This is a genomic window from Serratia sp. A07 (assembly GCF_058725505.1).
On record NZ_JBZXDO010000019.1, the window covers coordinates 85,424 to 98,760 of the forward strand.

At 59.4% G+C, this 13,337-nt stretch carries 11 protein-coding genes; 5 read left to right on the forward strand and 6 right to left on the reverse strand.

The window, feature by feature from the left end; all coding sequences use genetic code 11:
- Positions 1 to 36: 36 nt before the first annotated feature.
- Positions 37 to 1,206: a serine-type D-Ala-D-Ala carboxypeptidase DacD gene (gene dacD / locus AC4PR2_RS18175; protein ID WP_060430144.1), complete on the reverse strand. Its 1,170-nt coding sequence runs from the start codon at positions 1,204 to 1,206 to the stop codon at positions 37 to 39.
- 282 nt (positions 1,207 to 1,488) lie between these two features.
- On the opposite strand from dacD, the gene AC4PR2_RS18180 reads away from it, so the two are divergent.
- Positions 1,489 to 3,795 carry an FdhF/YdeP family oxidoreductase gene (locus AC4PR2_RS18180; RefSeq protein ID WP_330112812.1) on the forward strand — a complete coding sequence of 769 codons (2,307 nt, stop codon included), beginning with the start codon at positions 1,489 to 1,491 and terminating at the stop codon, positions 3,793 to 3,795.
- A 15-nt stretch (positions 3,796 to 3,810) separates the two neighbouring features.
- Here the strand turns inward: AC4PR2_RS18180 and AC4PR2_RS18185 are convergent, their stop codons facing one another.
- The gene (locus tag AC4PR2_RS18185) at positions 3,811 to 4,665 is read right to left on the reverse strand and encodes a LysR family transcriptional regulator (protein ID WP_330112813.1); all 855 of its coding nucleotides are present in this window, start codon (positions 4,663 to 4,665) and stop codon (positions 3,811 to 3,813) included.
- Between the two features lie 99 nt (positions 4,666 to 4,764).
- Here AC4PR2_RS18185 and gloA point away from each other — a divergent pair, with 99 nt between their 5' ends.
- On the forward strand, positions 4,765 to 5,292 hold the full coding sequence (gene gloA, locus AC4PR2_RS18190) for a lactoylglutathione lyase (RefSeq protein ID WP_015378023.1): 528 nt from the start codon (positions 4,765 to 4,767) through the stop codon (positions 5,290 to 5,292).
- Positions 5,293 to 5,479: 187 nt separating this feature from the next.
- Positions 5,480 to 7,414 carry an exoribonuclease II gene (locus AC4PR2_RS18195; RefSeq protein ID WP_187322469.1) on the forward strand — a complete coding sequence of 645 codons (1,935 nt, stop codon included), beginning with the start codon at positions 5,480 to 5,482 and terminating at the stop codon, positions 7,412 to 7,414.
- A gap of 65 nt (positions 7,415 to 7,479) precedes the next feature.
- Here the strand turns inward: AC4PR2_RS18195 and AC4PR2_RS18200 are convergent, their stop codons facing one another.
- From AC4PR2_RS18200 to AC4PR2_RS18215, 4 genes are all read right to left on the reverse strand, one after another.
- Positions 7,480 to 8,790, reverse strand: a complete 1,311-nt coding sequence (locus AC4PR2_RS18200) for an MFS transporter (protein WP_330113585.1) — start codon at positions 8,788 to 8,790, stop codon at positions 7,480 to 7,482.
- 29 nt (positions 8,791 to 8,819) lie between these two features.
- Positions 8,820 to 9,983 carry a M20 aminoacylase family protein gene (locus AC4PR2_RS18205; RefSeq protein ID WP_330112814.1) on the reverse strand — a complete coding sequence of 388 codons (1,164 nt, stop codon included), beginning with the start codon at positions 9,981 to 9,983 and terminating at the stop codon, positions 8,820 to 8,822.
- 43 nt (positions 9,984 to 10,026) lie between these two features.
- Positions 10,027 to 10,296 carry a hypothetical protein gene (locus tag AC4PR2_RS18210; protein ID WP_492175336.1) on the reverse strand — a complete coding sequence of 90 codons (270 nt, stop codon included), beginning with the start codon at positions 10,294 to 10,296 and terminating at the stop codon, positions 10,027 to 10,029.
- A gap of 190 nt (positions 10,297 to 10,486) precedes the next feature.
- Positions 10,487 to 11,038, reverse strand: a complete 552-nt coding sequence (locus AC4PR2_RS18215) for a helix-turn-helix domain-containing protein (protein ID WP_492175337.1) — start codon at positions 11,036 to 11,038, stop codon at positions 10,487 to 10,489.
- 186 nt (positions 11,039 to 11,224) lie between these two features.
- On the opposite strand from AC4PR2_RS18215, the gene AC4PR2_RS18220 reads away from it, so the two are divergent.
- Together AC4PR2_RS18220 and AC4PR2_RS18225 are read left to right on the forward strand one after the other, a co-directional pair.
- Entirely contained in the window at positions 11,225 to 11,446 is a 222-nt protein-coding gene (locus AC4PR2_RS18220; RefSeq protein WP_492175339.1) for a helix-turn-helix domain-containing protein, read from the forward strand.
- Between the two features lie 12 nt (positions 11,447 to 11,458).
- Positions 11,459 to 13,337: transposase (locus AC4PR2_RS18225; RefSeq protein ID WP_492175338.1), on the forward strand; the 1,879-nt coding region annotated here is incomplete at its 3' end.

The following is a 13,337-nucleotide window of genomic DNA, read 5'->3' on the forward strand; positions in this document are numbered from 1 at the left end:
CAGTATACCACCGGGCACCGTCGTCCGCCCGGCGAGTCAGAGCTTCAGCTTCACATAATCCACCAGGCGCGAGAACACGCCGCCCTGCGGCACCGCCTGCAGCGCCACCAGCGGCAAGGTTTTCACCACCTGGCCATTGTCGCTGATGCGGATCTCGCCAACGGTCTGCCCTTTGCCAATCGGCGCTTCCAGCCGTGCGGCATTGATCACGTACTGCGCCTTCAGCTTGTCCGCCTCGCTTTTCGGCAGGCTGAGCGACTGCTCTTGCGCGCTACCGACCGGTAACCGGTGATTCTCGCCGTACCAGACCGGCTCTTCCCCCAGACTCTGGCCGGCGCTGAACAGGTGTACGGTGGCAAAGTCGCGCAGCCCCCAAGTCAACAGCTTACGCGCCTGCTCCTCACGCCCTTTAGCGCTTTTGCCGCCCATCACCACGGCGATCAGGCGGCGATCCCCTTCGGTGGCGGAGGCGATGATGTTGAAGCCGGCCGAGGCGGTGTGCCCGGTTTTCAGCCCATCGACGTGCAGCGTCTTATCCCACAGCAGGCCATTGCGGTTCTGCTGCGTGATGCCATTCCAGGTCAGCGACTTCTCGCTGTACATATGGTATTCCGCCGGTTCACTCATAATGATGGCGCGCGCAATCACCGCCAGATCGCCGGCGGTGGTGAACTGCCCCGGCGCATCCAGCCCGTGTACCGTTTCGAAATGGGTGTTCTGCAGGCCCAGCTGCGCGCTCTTCTCGTTCATCAGCTTGACGAAGTTGGCCTGGCTACCCGCCACATAATCCGCCATCGCTACGCAGGCGTCGTTGCCGGAATCGATGATGATACCGCGGCTGAGATCGCGTACCGTGACCCTGTCACCTGGCTTCAGGAACATCAACGAAGATCCTTTGAACACCGGGTTGCCCTGCGCCCAGGCGTCTTTCCCCACGGTGACGACATCGTCGAGGCCAATCTTGTGCTGATCGAGCGCGTGGTCGATCACCAACCCGGTCATGAGTTTGGTCAGGCTGGCCGGGTTGCGCCGTTCGTCGGCATTGCCGGCGGCCAACACCTGGCCGGTGGTGTAATCCATCAAAACGTAAGAGGCGGCGTCTATCGCCGGCGGGGTCATGGTAGGAAAATTGGGCGTCGTTTCCGCCGCCTGCGCCGCTAAAGGCAGCAATATGCCGCCGATTACCACTGATACTGAACGCTTCACGCTGTGTTCCTCAGGCCCGCAGGCTGAATAAAATGCCAATATAATCCGCGAGATAGACTGCATGAATTCACTTTCAGACGAAACCATTACTCTTTTGCAGCGGGTGTCTTTATGCAACCATTTGTTTACGGCACCGCCCGCCGGCGATAGATGCGCTCTATGCCGCCATTGCCCCATTCGATTAGACGCCACCCCGCAGCGCCCCTAAACTTGTGACATAAATACGCAAGACGCATAAAAAAGCGTTTACTTTTTAGCTACAACCACCTGCGAAGTGTCACCATGAAATTCAAACCGTCAATCAAGCCTTATACCGGCCCGGCGGGCGGCTGGGGTTCGCTTGAAGCCACCACCCGCTTTGTCCTCGACAGTAAACAAACGCTAAAAAACATGCGCAACCTGATGCGCGTCAACAAAGCTCGCGGCTTCGACTGCCCCGGTTGCGCCTGGGGCGACGACAATCACAGCACCTTCAGCTTCTGCGAAAACGGCGCCAAAGCGGTCAGTTGGGAAGCGACGCGCAGCGCCGTGGAGCCTGAGTTCTTCGCCGCCCACAGCGTCAGCACGCTGCAGCAGCAGAGCGACTATTTCCTCGAGTATCAGGGTCGCCTCACCCATCCGATGCGCTACAACGCCGAAACCGACCACTATGAACCTATCCATTGGCCGGACGCGCTGGCGCTGATCGCCAAACACATCAACGGCATGGACAACCCGAACCAGATCGAGCTGTATACCTCGGGCCGTGCCAGCAACGAAGCGTCGTACCTTTATCAGCTGTTCGGCCGCATGCTCGGCACCAGCAACTTCCCCGACTGCTCCAATATGTGCCACGAGGCGAGCGGCGTCGGGCTGAAGCAGAGCATCGGCGTCGGCAAAGGCACCATCCGCATCGATGACTTCGAAAAGGCCGACGCCATCTTCGTGTTTGGCCAAAACCCCGGCACCAACCACCCGCGCATGCTGCACAGCCTGAAGAACGCCGCCCGACGCGGCGCGCGTATCGTCAGCTTCAACACCCTGCGCGAGCGCGGGCTGGAAAGGTTCGCCGATCCGCAGGATCCGGTACAGATGCTGACGCCAAAATCCTCGCCGATAAGCTCTTCCTATTACCAACCGAATCTGGGCGGCGATATGGCGGCGGTGCGCGGCATGGTGAAAGCCCTGCTGGAAACCCACCGTCAGCGTCTGGCCGCCGGCGAGTCCGCCCTGTTCGACCTGGCGTTTATCGAACGGCACAGCGTCGGCGTGGAGGCTTACCTGGCGCAGGTAGACGCCACCGAGTGGCAGACCATTACCGCGCAGTCGGGCCTGAGCGAGGCGCAGCTGCACCAGGCGGCGGCCACCTATCAGGGCGCCGAACGGGTGATCTGCACCTGGGCGATGGGCGTGACTCAGCATAAACACTCTATTGCGACGGTGCGTGAAATCACCAACCTGCAGCTGCTGTTCGGGCAGTTGGGCAAACCGGGCGCCGGCCTGTGCCCGGTACGCGGTCACAGCAACGTCCAGGGTAACCGCACCATGGGGATCGACGAGAAGTCGCCGAAGGCGCTGCTCGACAGCCTGGAGCGCCACTTTAACTTCACCGCCAATCGCGCGCTGGGCCACAACACGGTGGAAGCGATCGAAGCGATGCTGCGCGGCGAAGTGAAAGTGCTGATCGCGCTGGGCGGCAACCTGGCCGCCGCGGCACCGGACACCGAACGCACCGCCCGTGCCCTGCGCAACTGCGATTTGACGGTGCATATCAGCACCAAGCTTAACCGCAGCCACCTGGTGACCGGCAAAGACGCGCTGATCCTGCCGACGCTCGGCCGCACCGAGCTGGACATACAGGCCAGCGGCTCGCAGTACATTACGGTCGAGGATTCATTCAGCATGGTCCACGCCTCGGAAGGCATCGGCAAGCCGCTGGCGGAGACCCAACGTTCGGAGACGGCGATCGTCTGCGGCATCGCCGACGCGGTGCTGGGCACCCAGCAGCTGGATTGGCTGGAATTGGCCGACGACTATTCGCTGATCCGCGATCACATCGCCGCCACCATTCCCGGCTTCGAAGATTTCAACCGGCGCTGCGACCAGCCCGGCGGTTTCTACCTCGGCAATGCCGCCGCCGAACTGCGCTTCGCCACGCCGAGCGGCAAGGCAGAGTTCAGCGCCGCCGCGCTGCCGACCACCCTGTTCCCACAGCTGGGCAGCGAGAAAGCACCGTTCACCCTGCAAACGCTGCGCTCGCACGATCAGTACAACACCACCATCTATGGTCTGGATGACCGCTACCGCGGCGTTTACGGTCAACGCGAAGTGCTGTTCATCCATCCGGAGGATCTGGCGGTGCTGGGCCTGCAGGATGGCGAACGGGTAGAGATAGAAACCCTGTGGAACGACGGCGTGGTGCGCAAAGTGGACGGGTTCAAGCTGGTGAGTTACGACATTCCGCGTGGCAACCTGGCGGCCTACTACCCGGAAACCAACCCGCTGGTGCCGCTGGCCAGCTTCGGCGACGGCACCGGTACCCCGACCTCGAAGTCGATTCCGGTGGTGATCCGCCGCAGCGAACAGCAACCTTCGCTGCGCATCGCCTGAAAATGCGCGCCCGGTTCACGCCGGGCGCGCCAATATCCCCAGGATGGTCTGCAATTCGTCCGACAGCTGATGCCGTCGCCAGACGAAATACAGGTCGCTCAGCCCCTCTTCGCCCATTTCCACCACCTTCAGCCCCGGCGCCGGCAAGATCAGCGGCAGCAACGAACCGGGGACGCAGGCGACACCACAACCGGCCTGTACGCAGGCCGCCATCGCGGCATAAGACTCCATTTCCAGCGTCATGCGCGGTTTCAGCCCACGCGAGGCCAGCCAGTGATCCACCTTCAGACGAAACGAACATTCGCGGCTGAACGTGTAAAACTCCAGCGGCGCCAGCGTGGCGGCGTCGGGTTCCCCGGCATCAGCCGGCATCAGCAATACCAGCCGTTCATCGAATGCTTTTTGGCTGGCGAGCAGCGGATGTTCAATCGGGCCGTCGGTGATCGCCAGGTCGAGATCGCTGTCGATCAGCATGCGTTCCAGCACCAGCGAGTCGCGGCTCAGCACGTTGATGTGCAGATTAGGCTGTAAACGGCGCAGCCGGGCAATGCGCGCCGGTAAGTGGCTGACCAGCGAAAAATCCAGCGCCCCGAGGTTCAGCAGCCCATGTTGGTGTTCTCCGGCGAACAGCTGCTTGCTGCGCTCCGCCTGCGCCACAATGTCGCGCGCCTGCTGATAGAACAGCCGCCCTTTGGGATTGACGTACAGCCGATTCTTGTCGCGGAAAAACAGTTCGCCGCCCAGCGACTCCTCCAGTTCGCGCAGCCGCAGCGTGACGTTGGAAGGCACGCAGTGCAGCTCGCGCGCGGCGGCGGCGATGGTTTTGTGCTCCACCACGGTACAGAAAAACTTCAGCTGGCTCAGCTTCATCTATCATTCACTTTTAGTTAGTGTTTTAGTTAAAAACAATCACTTTAGATTAGCATCGATTTCACCTACAGTCTGCCGACACCCTGAGGAGGATCTCTGATGCCACTGAATGATCTACTGACGCTGCCCGGCGTGGCGGCCCAACCGGACGCGGTAACCGACGGTTACGTGTTCAACCACACCATGATCCGCGTGAAGGATCTGACCAAAGCGCTGGATTTCTACACCCGCGTGCTGGGCTTTACCCCGGTCTATCTGGAAACGTTCGAAGAAGCCGCTTTTACCATCTGCTACCTGACGCGCAGCCCGCGTGAACAGATCCCGCAGGACGACGATGAGCGCAAACGCTGGGCGCTGAGCCAGCCGGGCATTCTCGAGCTGACCCATAACCACGGCACCGAAAATCAGGCCGATTTCCATTACCACAACGGCAACGGTGAGCCGCGCGGCTTTGGCCACCTGTGCGTCACGGTGCCGGACGTGCGCGCCGCCTGCGAGCGGTTTGAGCGCCTCGGCGTCACCTTCCAAAAGCGCCTGCATGAAGGCCGTATGAACTACGTGGCGTTCATTCGCGATCCGGACGATTACTGGATTGAAATCCTGCAGCCGACGCCGCTGCGGGACTGATCGCCACCCGCCCTTCACCCCGGCCTTCGCGCCGGGGTTTTCCATCGATAGCACTCCGATTGACCATTCTTGCGCAAAATCGCGTGGCAACGCGGGGTTCCGTGACGTTAGGCTTGCTCGCAGCGGGTGATTCGCGTAAAACTGTCAGCCGCAAATCTTGCCACTCACAACCCATTCACTGGACGATATGTTTCAAGATAACCCGCTGCTGGCGCAGCTTAAACAGCAACTTCACTCTCAGACCCCGCGCGTTGAAGGCGTAGTGAAAGGGACTGAGAAAGGCTTTGGCTTTCTTGAAGTAGACGGTCAAAAAAGTTACTTCATTCCGCCGCCGTACATGAAGAAAGTCATGCACGGGGATCGCATTATCGCCACCCTGCACACCGAGAAAGAGCGCGAAATCGCCGAGCCGGAAACCCTGGTCGAGCCGTTCCTGTCGCGCTTTGTCGGCCGCGTGCAAAAGCGCGACGACCGTCTGTCCATCGTGCCCGATCATCCGTTGCTGAAAGATGCGATTCCGTGCCGCCCGGTGCGTGAATTGACCCACAACTTCCAGGCCGGCGACTGGGCGGTGGCGGAAATGCGCCGTCACCCGCTGAAAGGCGATCGCGGCTTCAACGCCGATCTGACCCACTTTATCACCGAAGGTGAAGACCATTTCGCCCCATGGTGGGTGACGCTGGCGCGTCACAACCTGGAGAAAGAAGCGCCGGAGATGCAGGCTCTCAGCGAGCCGGCCGCTGCGCTGGTGCGTGAAGACCTGACCGCGCTCGAATTCGTCACCATCGACAGCGCCAGCACCGAAGACATGGACGATGCGCTGTATGTGACCGACAACGGCGACGGTTCGCTGCAGTTGACCATCGCCATCGCCGATCCGACCGCCTACGTCGAACAAGGCAGCAAGCTGGACGATATCGCCCGTGTGCGCGCCTTCACCAACTACCTGCCGGGCTTCAACATCCCGATGCTGCCGCGCGATCTGTCGGACAACCTGTGCTCGCTGCGCCCTAACGAGCGCCGCCAGGTGCTGGCTTGCCGCGTAACCATCGCCGCCGACGGCGCGCTGGGCGAGGATATTCAGTTCTTCGCCGCCGAGATCGAATCCAAAGCCAAGCTGGTATACGACGAAGTCTCCGACTGGCTGGAAGGCATTGCCGGCTGGCAGCCGCCGAGCGACGCCGTCGCGCAACAAATCACCCTGCTGAAGCGCGTTTGCGACGCGCGCAACGCCTGGCGCCATCAGCATGCGCTGGTGTTCAAAGACCGCCCGGACTACCGCTTCGTGCTGGGTGAAAAAGGCGACGTGCTCGAGATCGTTACCGAGCAACGCCGCAGCGCCAACCGCATCGTTGAAGAGTGCATGATCGCCGCCAACGTCTGCGCCGCCATCGTGCTGCGCGATCGCCTGGGCTTCGGCGTGTACAACGTGCACACCGGTTTCGATCCTGCTCTGGTCGAGCAAGCGGTCACCGTATTGCAGGCCAACGGCGTGGAAGCCGAGGCCGAGAAGCTGCTGACCCTCGACGGTTTCTGCGAACTGCGCCGCCACCTGGATGCGCAGCCGACCCAGTTCCTCGACAGCCGCATCCGCCGCTTCCAGACCTTCGCCGAGATCAGCACCACGCCGGGGCCACACTTCGGTCTGGGTCTGGAGGCTTACGCCACCTGGACATCGCCGATCCGTAAATACGGCGATATGGTCAACCATCGCTTGCTGAAGGCGATCATCAACCAGCAGCCGGCAGAAAAACCGCAGGATGACGTGACGGTGCAGCTGGCGGAACGCCGCCGCCTGAACCGCATGGCGGAGCGCGACGTCGGCGACTGGCTGTACGCCCGCTTCCTGCAGGACAAGGCCGGTACCGATACCCGCTTCAACGCCGAGATCATCGACGTGACCCGCGGCGGCCTGCGCGTGCGCCTGCTGGACAACGGTGCGGTTGCCTTCATCCCGGCACCGTTTATTCACGCGGTGCGCGACGAGATGCAGTGCAGCCAGGAAACCGGCACCGTGCAGATCAAGGGTGAAGTGGTTTACCGCCAGAGCGACACCTTGCAGGTCACCATCGCCGAAGTGCGCATGGAAACCCGCAGCGTGATCGCCCGTCCGGCGGCCTGAACGCCAGCCTGAAACGGCCGCAACGCAAAGCGCCGACGGTGAAAACCGCCGGCGTTTTTTTTCGACTAGTGCAGCGGCTCACCGCCGGTTTCACGCAGCAGCGGCAGCACCGCCAGCGAAGCCAGCGTCGCCAGCATCAGATAGACGGCGGGCGCCAGCAGCGAACCGCTCAGCGCGATCGACTGCGAAGCTATGTACTGGGCGAAGCCGCCGAAGATCGCCACCCCAAGGCTGTAGACCAAGGCAAACCCCAACGCCCGAATGCGCTGCGGGAACAGCTCCGAAATCATCAGCATGGTCGGCACCGAACCGAGCGTGGTCAACCCGACCAGCACCGCGACAATCAGCAGCAGCACCGCCGGATGCGGTACCGCGCTCAGACACCAAAACGCCGGTAGGGCCACGATCAGAATCGCGATCCGCGACCCACGGATCAGCGGCAAACGGCCGTAACGATCGCACCAGTGCCCGACCAGCAGACTGCCGCCGAAGGTGACGAGGCCCGCCAGCAGCATCGCGGCATAGCCGTAGGCCTGCGCCATCCCCAGGTATTTCACCGCGTAGGTGCCGAGATAATACATCGAGATGTAAGTGGCGACGGTGGCGCCGATGGTCAACATCACGCCGAGCACCACCGCCCGCGAGTACTTGCGCAACTGCGCAGGCGGCTCGTGAGCCCGCGACACCGACGGCCGATCGCTCTCCAACCCGAGGCGCAGCCAGCAACCGAGCGGCGCCAGCGCCACGCCGATAAAGAAAGGAATGCGCCATCCCCACTCGGCCATGGCGTTCGGTTCGCCGGAAAGCACCGGCAAGGCCGCGCTGAGCGCCAGCGCGGTGACGCCGCCGACCACGGTAGCGATGCCCTGCGTCGCCAGCGACCAGCTGGAATAGAAGCCGCGCCGGTTGGGCGGCGCCGACTCCACCAGCAACGACATCGATGCCCCCACCTCGCCGCCCGCCGCCACACCCTGGATCAGGCGCGCCGCCACCAGCGTGACGGTTCCCCAATAGCCGGCGCTGGCGTAGGTCGGCGCAAAGCCGATCATCGCCGTGCCCAGGCTCATCAAGGAAATCGTCAGGATCATCGCCGGCTTGCGGCCATGGCGATCGGCATAGGCGCCAATCAGAATGCCGCCCAGCGGCCGCATGAAGAAGCTGACGCCGAACGTGGCAAACGCCAACAGCAACGCCAGATGCGGATCGCTGGACGGCGGAAAGAATAATACGCTGATGTAAATAACGAAGAAGTTATAAATACCGAAATCGAAAAACTCCAGCGCATTGCCGAAGGAGGCGGCGAATATGACCTTTTTGCCGCTGGCCTTCGGGGCCGATATTATTACCGCCTGGGTTTCAGCCATATTTTCACTCATCATTACCTTCCCTGTTATTATTTTCGAGTTTATTTTAAATACGCTTCCGCCAACGCTCCCCAATACTGGCTGCCGGCCGCCAGGCAGCCGTCGTTAAAGTCATATCCCGGGTTATGCACCATGCAGCTGCCTTCGCCATCGCCGTTGCCGATGATCAGGTAGCAGCCCTGCGGATGCGCATCGAGCATGAAGGCGAAATCTTCACTGCCCATCAGCGGCCGGGCGCCGTAGTGTGCGCGGTCATCGCCGAACTGCTGCTGCGCCACGCGGTGGGCGAAACGGGTCATCGCTTCGTCGTTGACCAGTACCGGTGTGCCGTTAACGTGTTCCACCACCGCGTGAGCGCCGAAGCTTGCCGCCTGCGCCTCGATCAGCGCCGGAATGCGCGCCAGCAAGGTGGCGCGCGCCTGGCGATCCAGCGAGCGCACGCTGAGCTTCATCTCCGCGCTGTCCGGGATCACGTTGGCCGCCTCACCGGCCTTGATGCTGCCGACGGTGATCACCGCCGCCTCCAGCGGATCGATATTGCGCGAAACGATGCTCTGCAGCGCGACGGTGATATGCGAAGCCACCAGCACCGGATCGACCGTCAGCTGCGGAATGGCACCGTGGCCGCCGTGCCCCTGCACCCGCACGTTGAACTGATCCATCGAGGCCATAAACGGGCCGTGCTGGAAGAAGAACTCGCCGAGCGGCATCCCCGGCATGTTGTGCATGGCGAAGATGGCGTCGCAGGGGAAGCGCTCGAACAGCCCCTGTTCGACCATGCGCGCGCCGCCGTTCAGCATCTCTTCCGCCGGTTGGAAAATCAGGTGCAGCGTGCCGTTGAAGTTGCGCGTTTGCGCCAGGTAACGAGCGGCACCGAGCAGCATGGTGGTGTGGCCGTCATGGCCACAGGCGTGCATGCAGTTGGCCACGCTGCTGCTCCAGGGCTTGCCGTTGTTCTCCTCGATCGGCAAGGCGTCCATATCGGCACGCAATCCTAGGCGTTTAACGCCGTCGCCCACCCGCAGCGTGCCCACCACGCCGGTGCCCGCCAATCCGCGGTGCACCTCATAGCCCCACGAATTCAGATAATCCGCCACCAGATCGCTGGTGCGAAACTCTTCGAAACCCAGTTCAGGGTGTTGATGAATATCGTGCCGAATGGCCGTGAGCTGCGGTAAATACCCTTCGATGATTTTATTTATCATAATTAAATTCCTTTCGTGACTTTATAATTTATTTTATGAATGATTAAACCTGCGGGTTGAAATAAAGGTATAACACGGCACGGATGATTTTATTTCGGCACGCCTCGACAGATAAAATAATAATTCGCCAGACGCCGTGCCCGAATAAAAAACGACGATGATTCGCTGTACGCACCGTGAAAATGCAGAATGAATAACTGCCGAGGATTGCGTGGGCGGCAGCCTGCGCCAACGCGGTTTCATCACGTTGTTTTTTATAGGGAAGTAAATCATTTGATACTGTGGGAAGAGAAGGGATTTTACGGGAACTCATGGGAAATCCTAGAGTTACCGATTTTGGGAATTTGATACCACTTTTGAAAAGTAGGCCGAACGGCATTTCTTTTGATACTACTGCTGACTTACTTCAATAGCCTTAATAAACCGTTGCTATGGTTTGAGTTACGTTTGAAACAAGCTGTGCATCTTCATTATACTTGGTGTTAAACATCTTACAAAAGGTTTCATTTCACAGCCTGCTTGCGTTTGACGTTGGCGCTATTTCCTATTGTCATTTCACACTCTTCAGATGCCCCTTTTTTCGCATTATGTAAGGCCATCAAGCGTTCTTTCTCTTCTTGAGGTAGGCTTGTTAGAGCCACATCAAGAGACCCCGTTGAATCTATTGCTGTTAGTATACCTTGTACTCCCAGCTGGTGAATTGCTCTTATGAGCTTTTCCGCTTCCTGCCGTCCTATCGTGTCAAAGATCAAACCCCACATATCTCGCATCGGATCCAGTGGCGGAGTTTTTGGGCTATTTGTAGTCGAATGAGCTTTATCTAGCCCTGTTGCCAGCCATTCCAAACTAACCCCTTCCGCGTTTGCTATCTGCATAACTACTTTCAGAGCGGGCTCTGTGCCTTTGTTTAAGTAGTTATTGATTGTAGATGTCGGTAGAGACCAAGCGGCGGCGGCGGCACGGATGCTTCTGTCGCCAATGAGTATTTCTAGTCGGTCACGAAAATTTTCTTTGCTATTGGCATGAAAAGCAAATTCGTTTTCTTTTTTTTTCATCGTTTTCCTTTCCTGTTAACTATTTGAATTTACGGAATTTAAATACTTGAAAGATGCGCGATAGGCTAAATAAGCAAAGAAAACAGCTTAATTTGCTTTACTTGGACTACTTATGGATCAATACTTATGCCATCGGATTAGCCTCTCGGGTTATCCGCGCAGTTAACTTTTTAGGGTAATCGAATGATGAACGGAAATGAAGTCGTAAACGGCGATATGCACAGAATTGATATCGTTGCTGAGCTACATAAGCGACGCGTGACGTTGCGTGAACTGTCGAAGAATGCAGGGCTGAAACCGGACACGCTCAAAAATGCCTTGTACCGGAGCTACCCAAAAGGCGAGCGCATCATCGCCGATGCACTAAATATGGATCCGGCCCGCATCTGGCCCAGCCGTTACGAATAGGACGTCGAGCTTATGTTTGTCACTGTGAATGATGTGGTTGGCCTGCCGGGGCTTCCTGGAACGGTGCAAGGGGTACGCTGGACGCTTAATAAACGGGCATCCAATCGCCCAAATCTTGTACGTCGCCGCGAAGGCACCAAGGCATTCGAATATCACATCGATTGCCTGCCAGAGCCAGCCCAGCAGGTCGTTCGTAAGCGCTATTTCAAGCAGCTGATGGCCGAGCAGCCGGCTGAAACCGCCGTTGTGGTGCCAAAGCACGTTAAAAGGGATCCGAATCAGGTCTCCGTTATCGAGCTATGCCGCAAATCCCCGGCGTTGATGGATGATTTGCTGCAGCGGTTGACCGAACACCAGCGGCAGGTTGCTGATGCGCGCGCCATGATCGCCCAACAGGTGCTGTCGCTGGGCCAGCAACCCGGTTTCAGTTGCGCAAAAGCCATTCGTCAGATTGTCGAACATGCGCGCAGAGGGGAACTGCCGCCGGCACTGCAACAGGCCGCGCAGCTTGCCAACGCTAAAAAGGGCAGTAGCCGCGCCCTGAGTGAGATCACCGTCAAACGTTGGGTCGCGGCCTTCAATCAGACCAACAATGCGGCCGAAGTGTTGATCGCGCTGGCCCCCGGTAAACGTAAACCAATTAACGTCGAAGAGATCGCCTGGTTGCCGGACTACCTGCGCCATTATTGCCAGCCCAACGGCATCTGCATGAAAGAGGCCTGGGATAATTTCAGCGCTGAATGGTGTGAAACTTACAAAGATGATCCGGTCATGATTGCGGTCATGCCCTCCTACGACACCGTCTGCCGCGTAATGGCGAAAGTGCCGGAGATCGTTAAGCAACGCGGCCGCAAGACCGGCAGCGAATATCGTCAGATTGAAGATTTTGTTCGCCGCGACTGGTGCACGTTGCCCGTTAACTACGTGTGGATCGGTGACGGCCACGGCATGAAGATGAAAGTGGCCCATCCCGATCACGGCCAACCGTTCTCGCCGGAGGTGACGTTTATCCTGGACGGCAGCTGCCGCTATATCACCGGCTGGAGTCTGTCGCTGTCCGAGAACGTGATCGCCGTGACCGACGCGCTGCGCCACGGTATCGCGGGGAATGGCAAACCATTTCTCTACTATTCGGACAACGGCGCCGGTGAAACCAACCTGACCCTGGATGCGGATGTTACCGGTATTCTGCGGCGTCTGGAGATTGACCACCCGACCGGTATCGCCGGCAACCCGCAGGGCCGCGGCATCATCGAACGCCTGAACAGAACGCTGCCGATGCGCATCGCCCGCCGCTTTGCTACCTATTACGGCACCGGCGCTGACCGCGAAACCGTGCGCAAGACCGGTAAGGCGCTTAAATCCGCGTTGAATGCTCAGTCAAAGGGCAATGAACTGACCGTTTCGCAGCAGAATACCCTGCGCAAGCTCCCCTCCTGGGACATGCTGATTGATGAAATTAAATCCGGTGTCGAGTGGTACAACAACCGGCCGCATAGCGAACTGCCCAAGCGTGCGGATGGCCGGCATTACAGCCCGGCAGAGTTTCGCCGCTGGAAACTGGAGAATGAAGATACCGAGCTGGAATGGCTGACGCCGTTTGAACTGCGCGACATGTTTATGCCGCAGGTGGAACGCACCGTAGCGCGCTGCGAGATACGCTTCCTCAACAACATTTACTACGCGCCGGAGCTGGCCGACGAGCACGGCCGCAAGGTGCTTATCAGTTACGACATTCACGATGCGCGAAAGGTTATCGTGCGGCGCCTGGACGGCTCTTATCTCTGCGAAGCCGTGTGGGATGGCAATAAACAGCTGGCCTTCCCGGTCACGGCGGAATACCACAACCGCCAGCAGCGCATCAAAGGGATGCGCAAACGTGGCGAAGAGA

Bases quoted from the DNA above. Each gene is read 5' to 3' on its own strand.
- AC4PR2_RS18180 (WP_330112812.1), top strand. From the start codon at position 1,489: ATGAAATTCAAACCGTCAATCAAGCCTTATACCGGCCCGGCGGGCGGC.
- AC4PR2_RS18185 (WP_330112813.1), bottom strand. From the start codon at position 4,665: ATGAAGCTGAGCCAGCTGAAGTTTTTCTGTACCGTGGTGGAGCACAAA.
- AC4PR2_RS18215 (WP_492175337.1), bottom strand. From the start codon at position 11,038: ATGAAAAAAAAAGAAAACGAATTTGCTTTTCATGCCAATAGCAAAGAA.
- AC4PR2_RS18220 (WP_492175339.1), top strand. From the start codon at position 11,225: ATGAACGGAAATGAAGTCGTAAACGGCGATATGCACAGAATTGATATC.
- AC4PR2_RS18195 (WP_187322469.1), top strand. From the start codon at position 5,480: ATGTTTCAAGATAACCCGCTGCTGGCGCAGCTTAAACAGCAACTTCAC.
- AC4PR2_RS18210 (WP_492175336.1), bottom strand. From the start codon at position 10,296: ATGAGTTCCCGTAAAATCCCTTCTCTTCCCACAGTATCAAATGATTTA.
- gloA (WP_015378023.1), top strand. From the start codon at position 4,765: ATGCCACTGAATGATCTACTGACGCTGCCCGGCGTGGCGGCCCAACCG.
- AC4PR2_RS18205 (WP_330112814.1), bottom strand. From the start codon at position 9,983: ATGATAAATAAAATCATCGAAGGGTATTTACCGCAGCTCACGGCCATT.
- AC4PR2_RS18200 (WP_330113585.1), bottom strand. From the start codon at position 8,790: ATGAGTGAAAATATGGCTGAAACCCAGGCGGTAATAATATCGGCCCCG.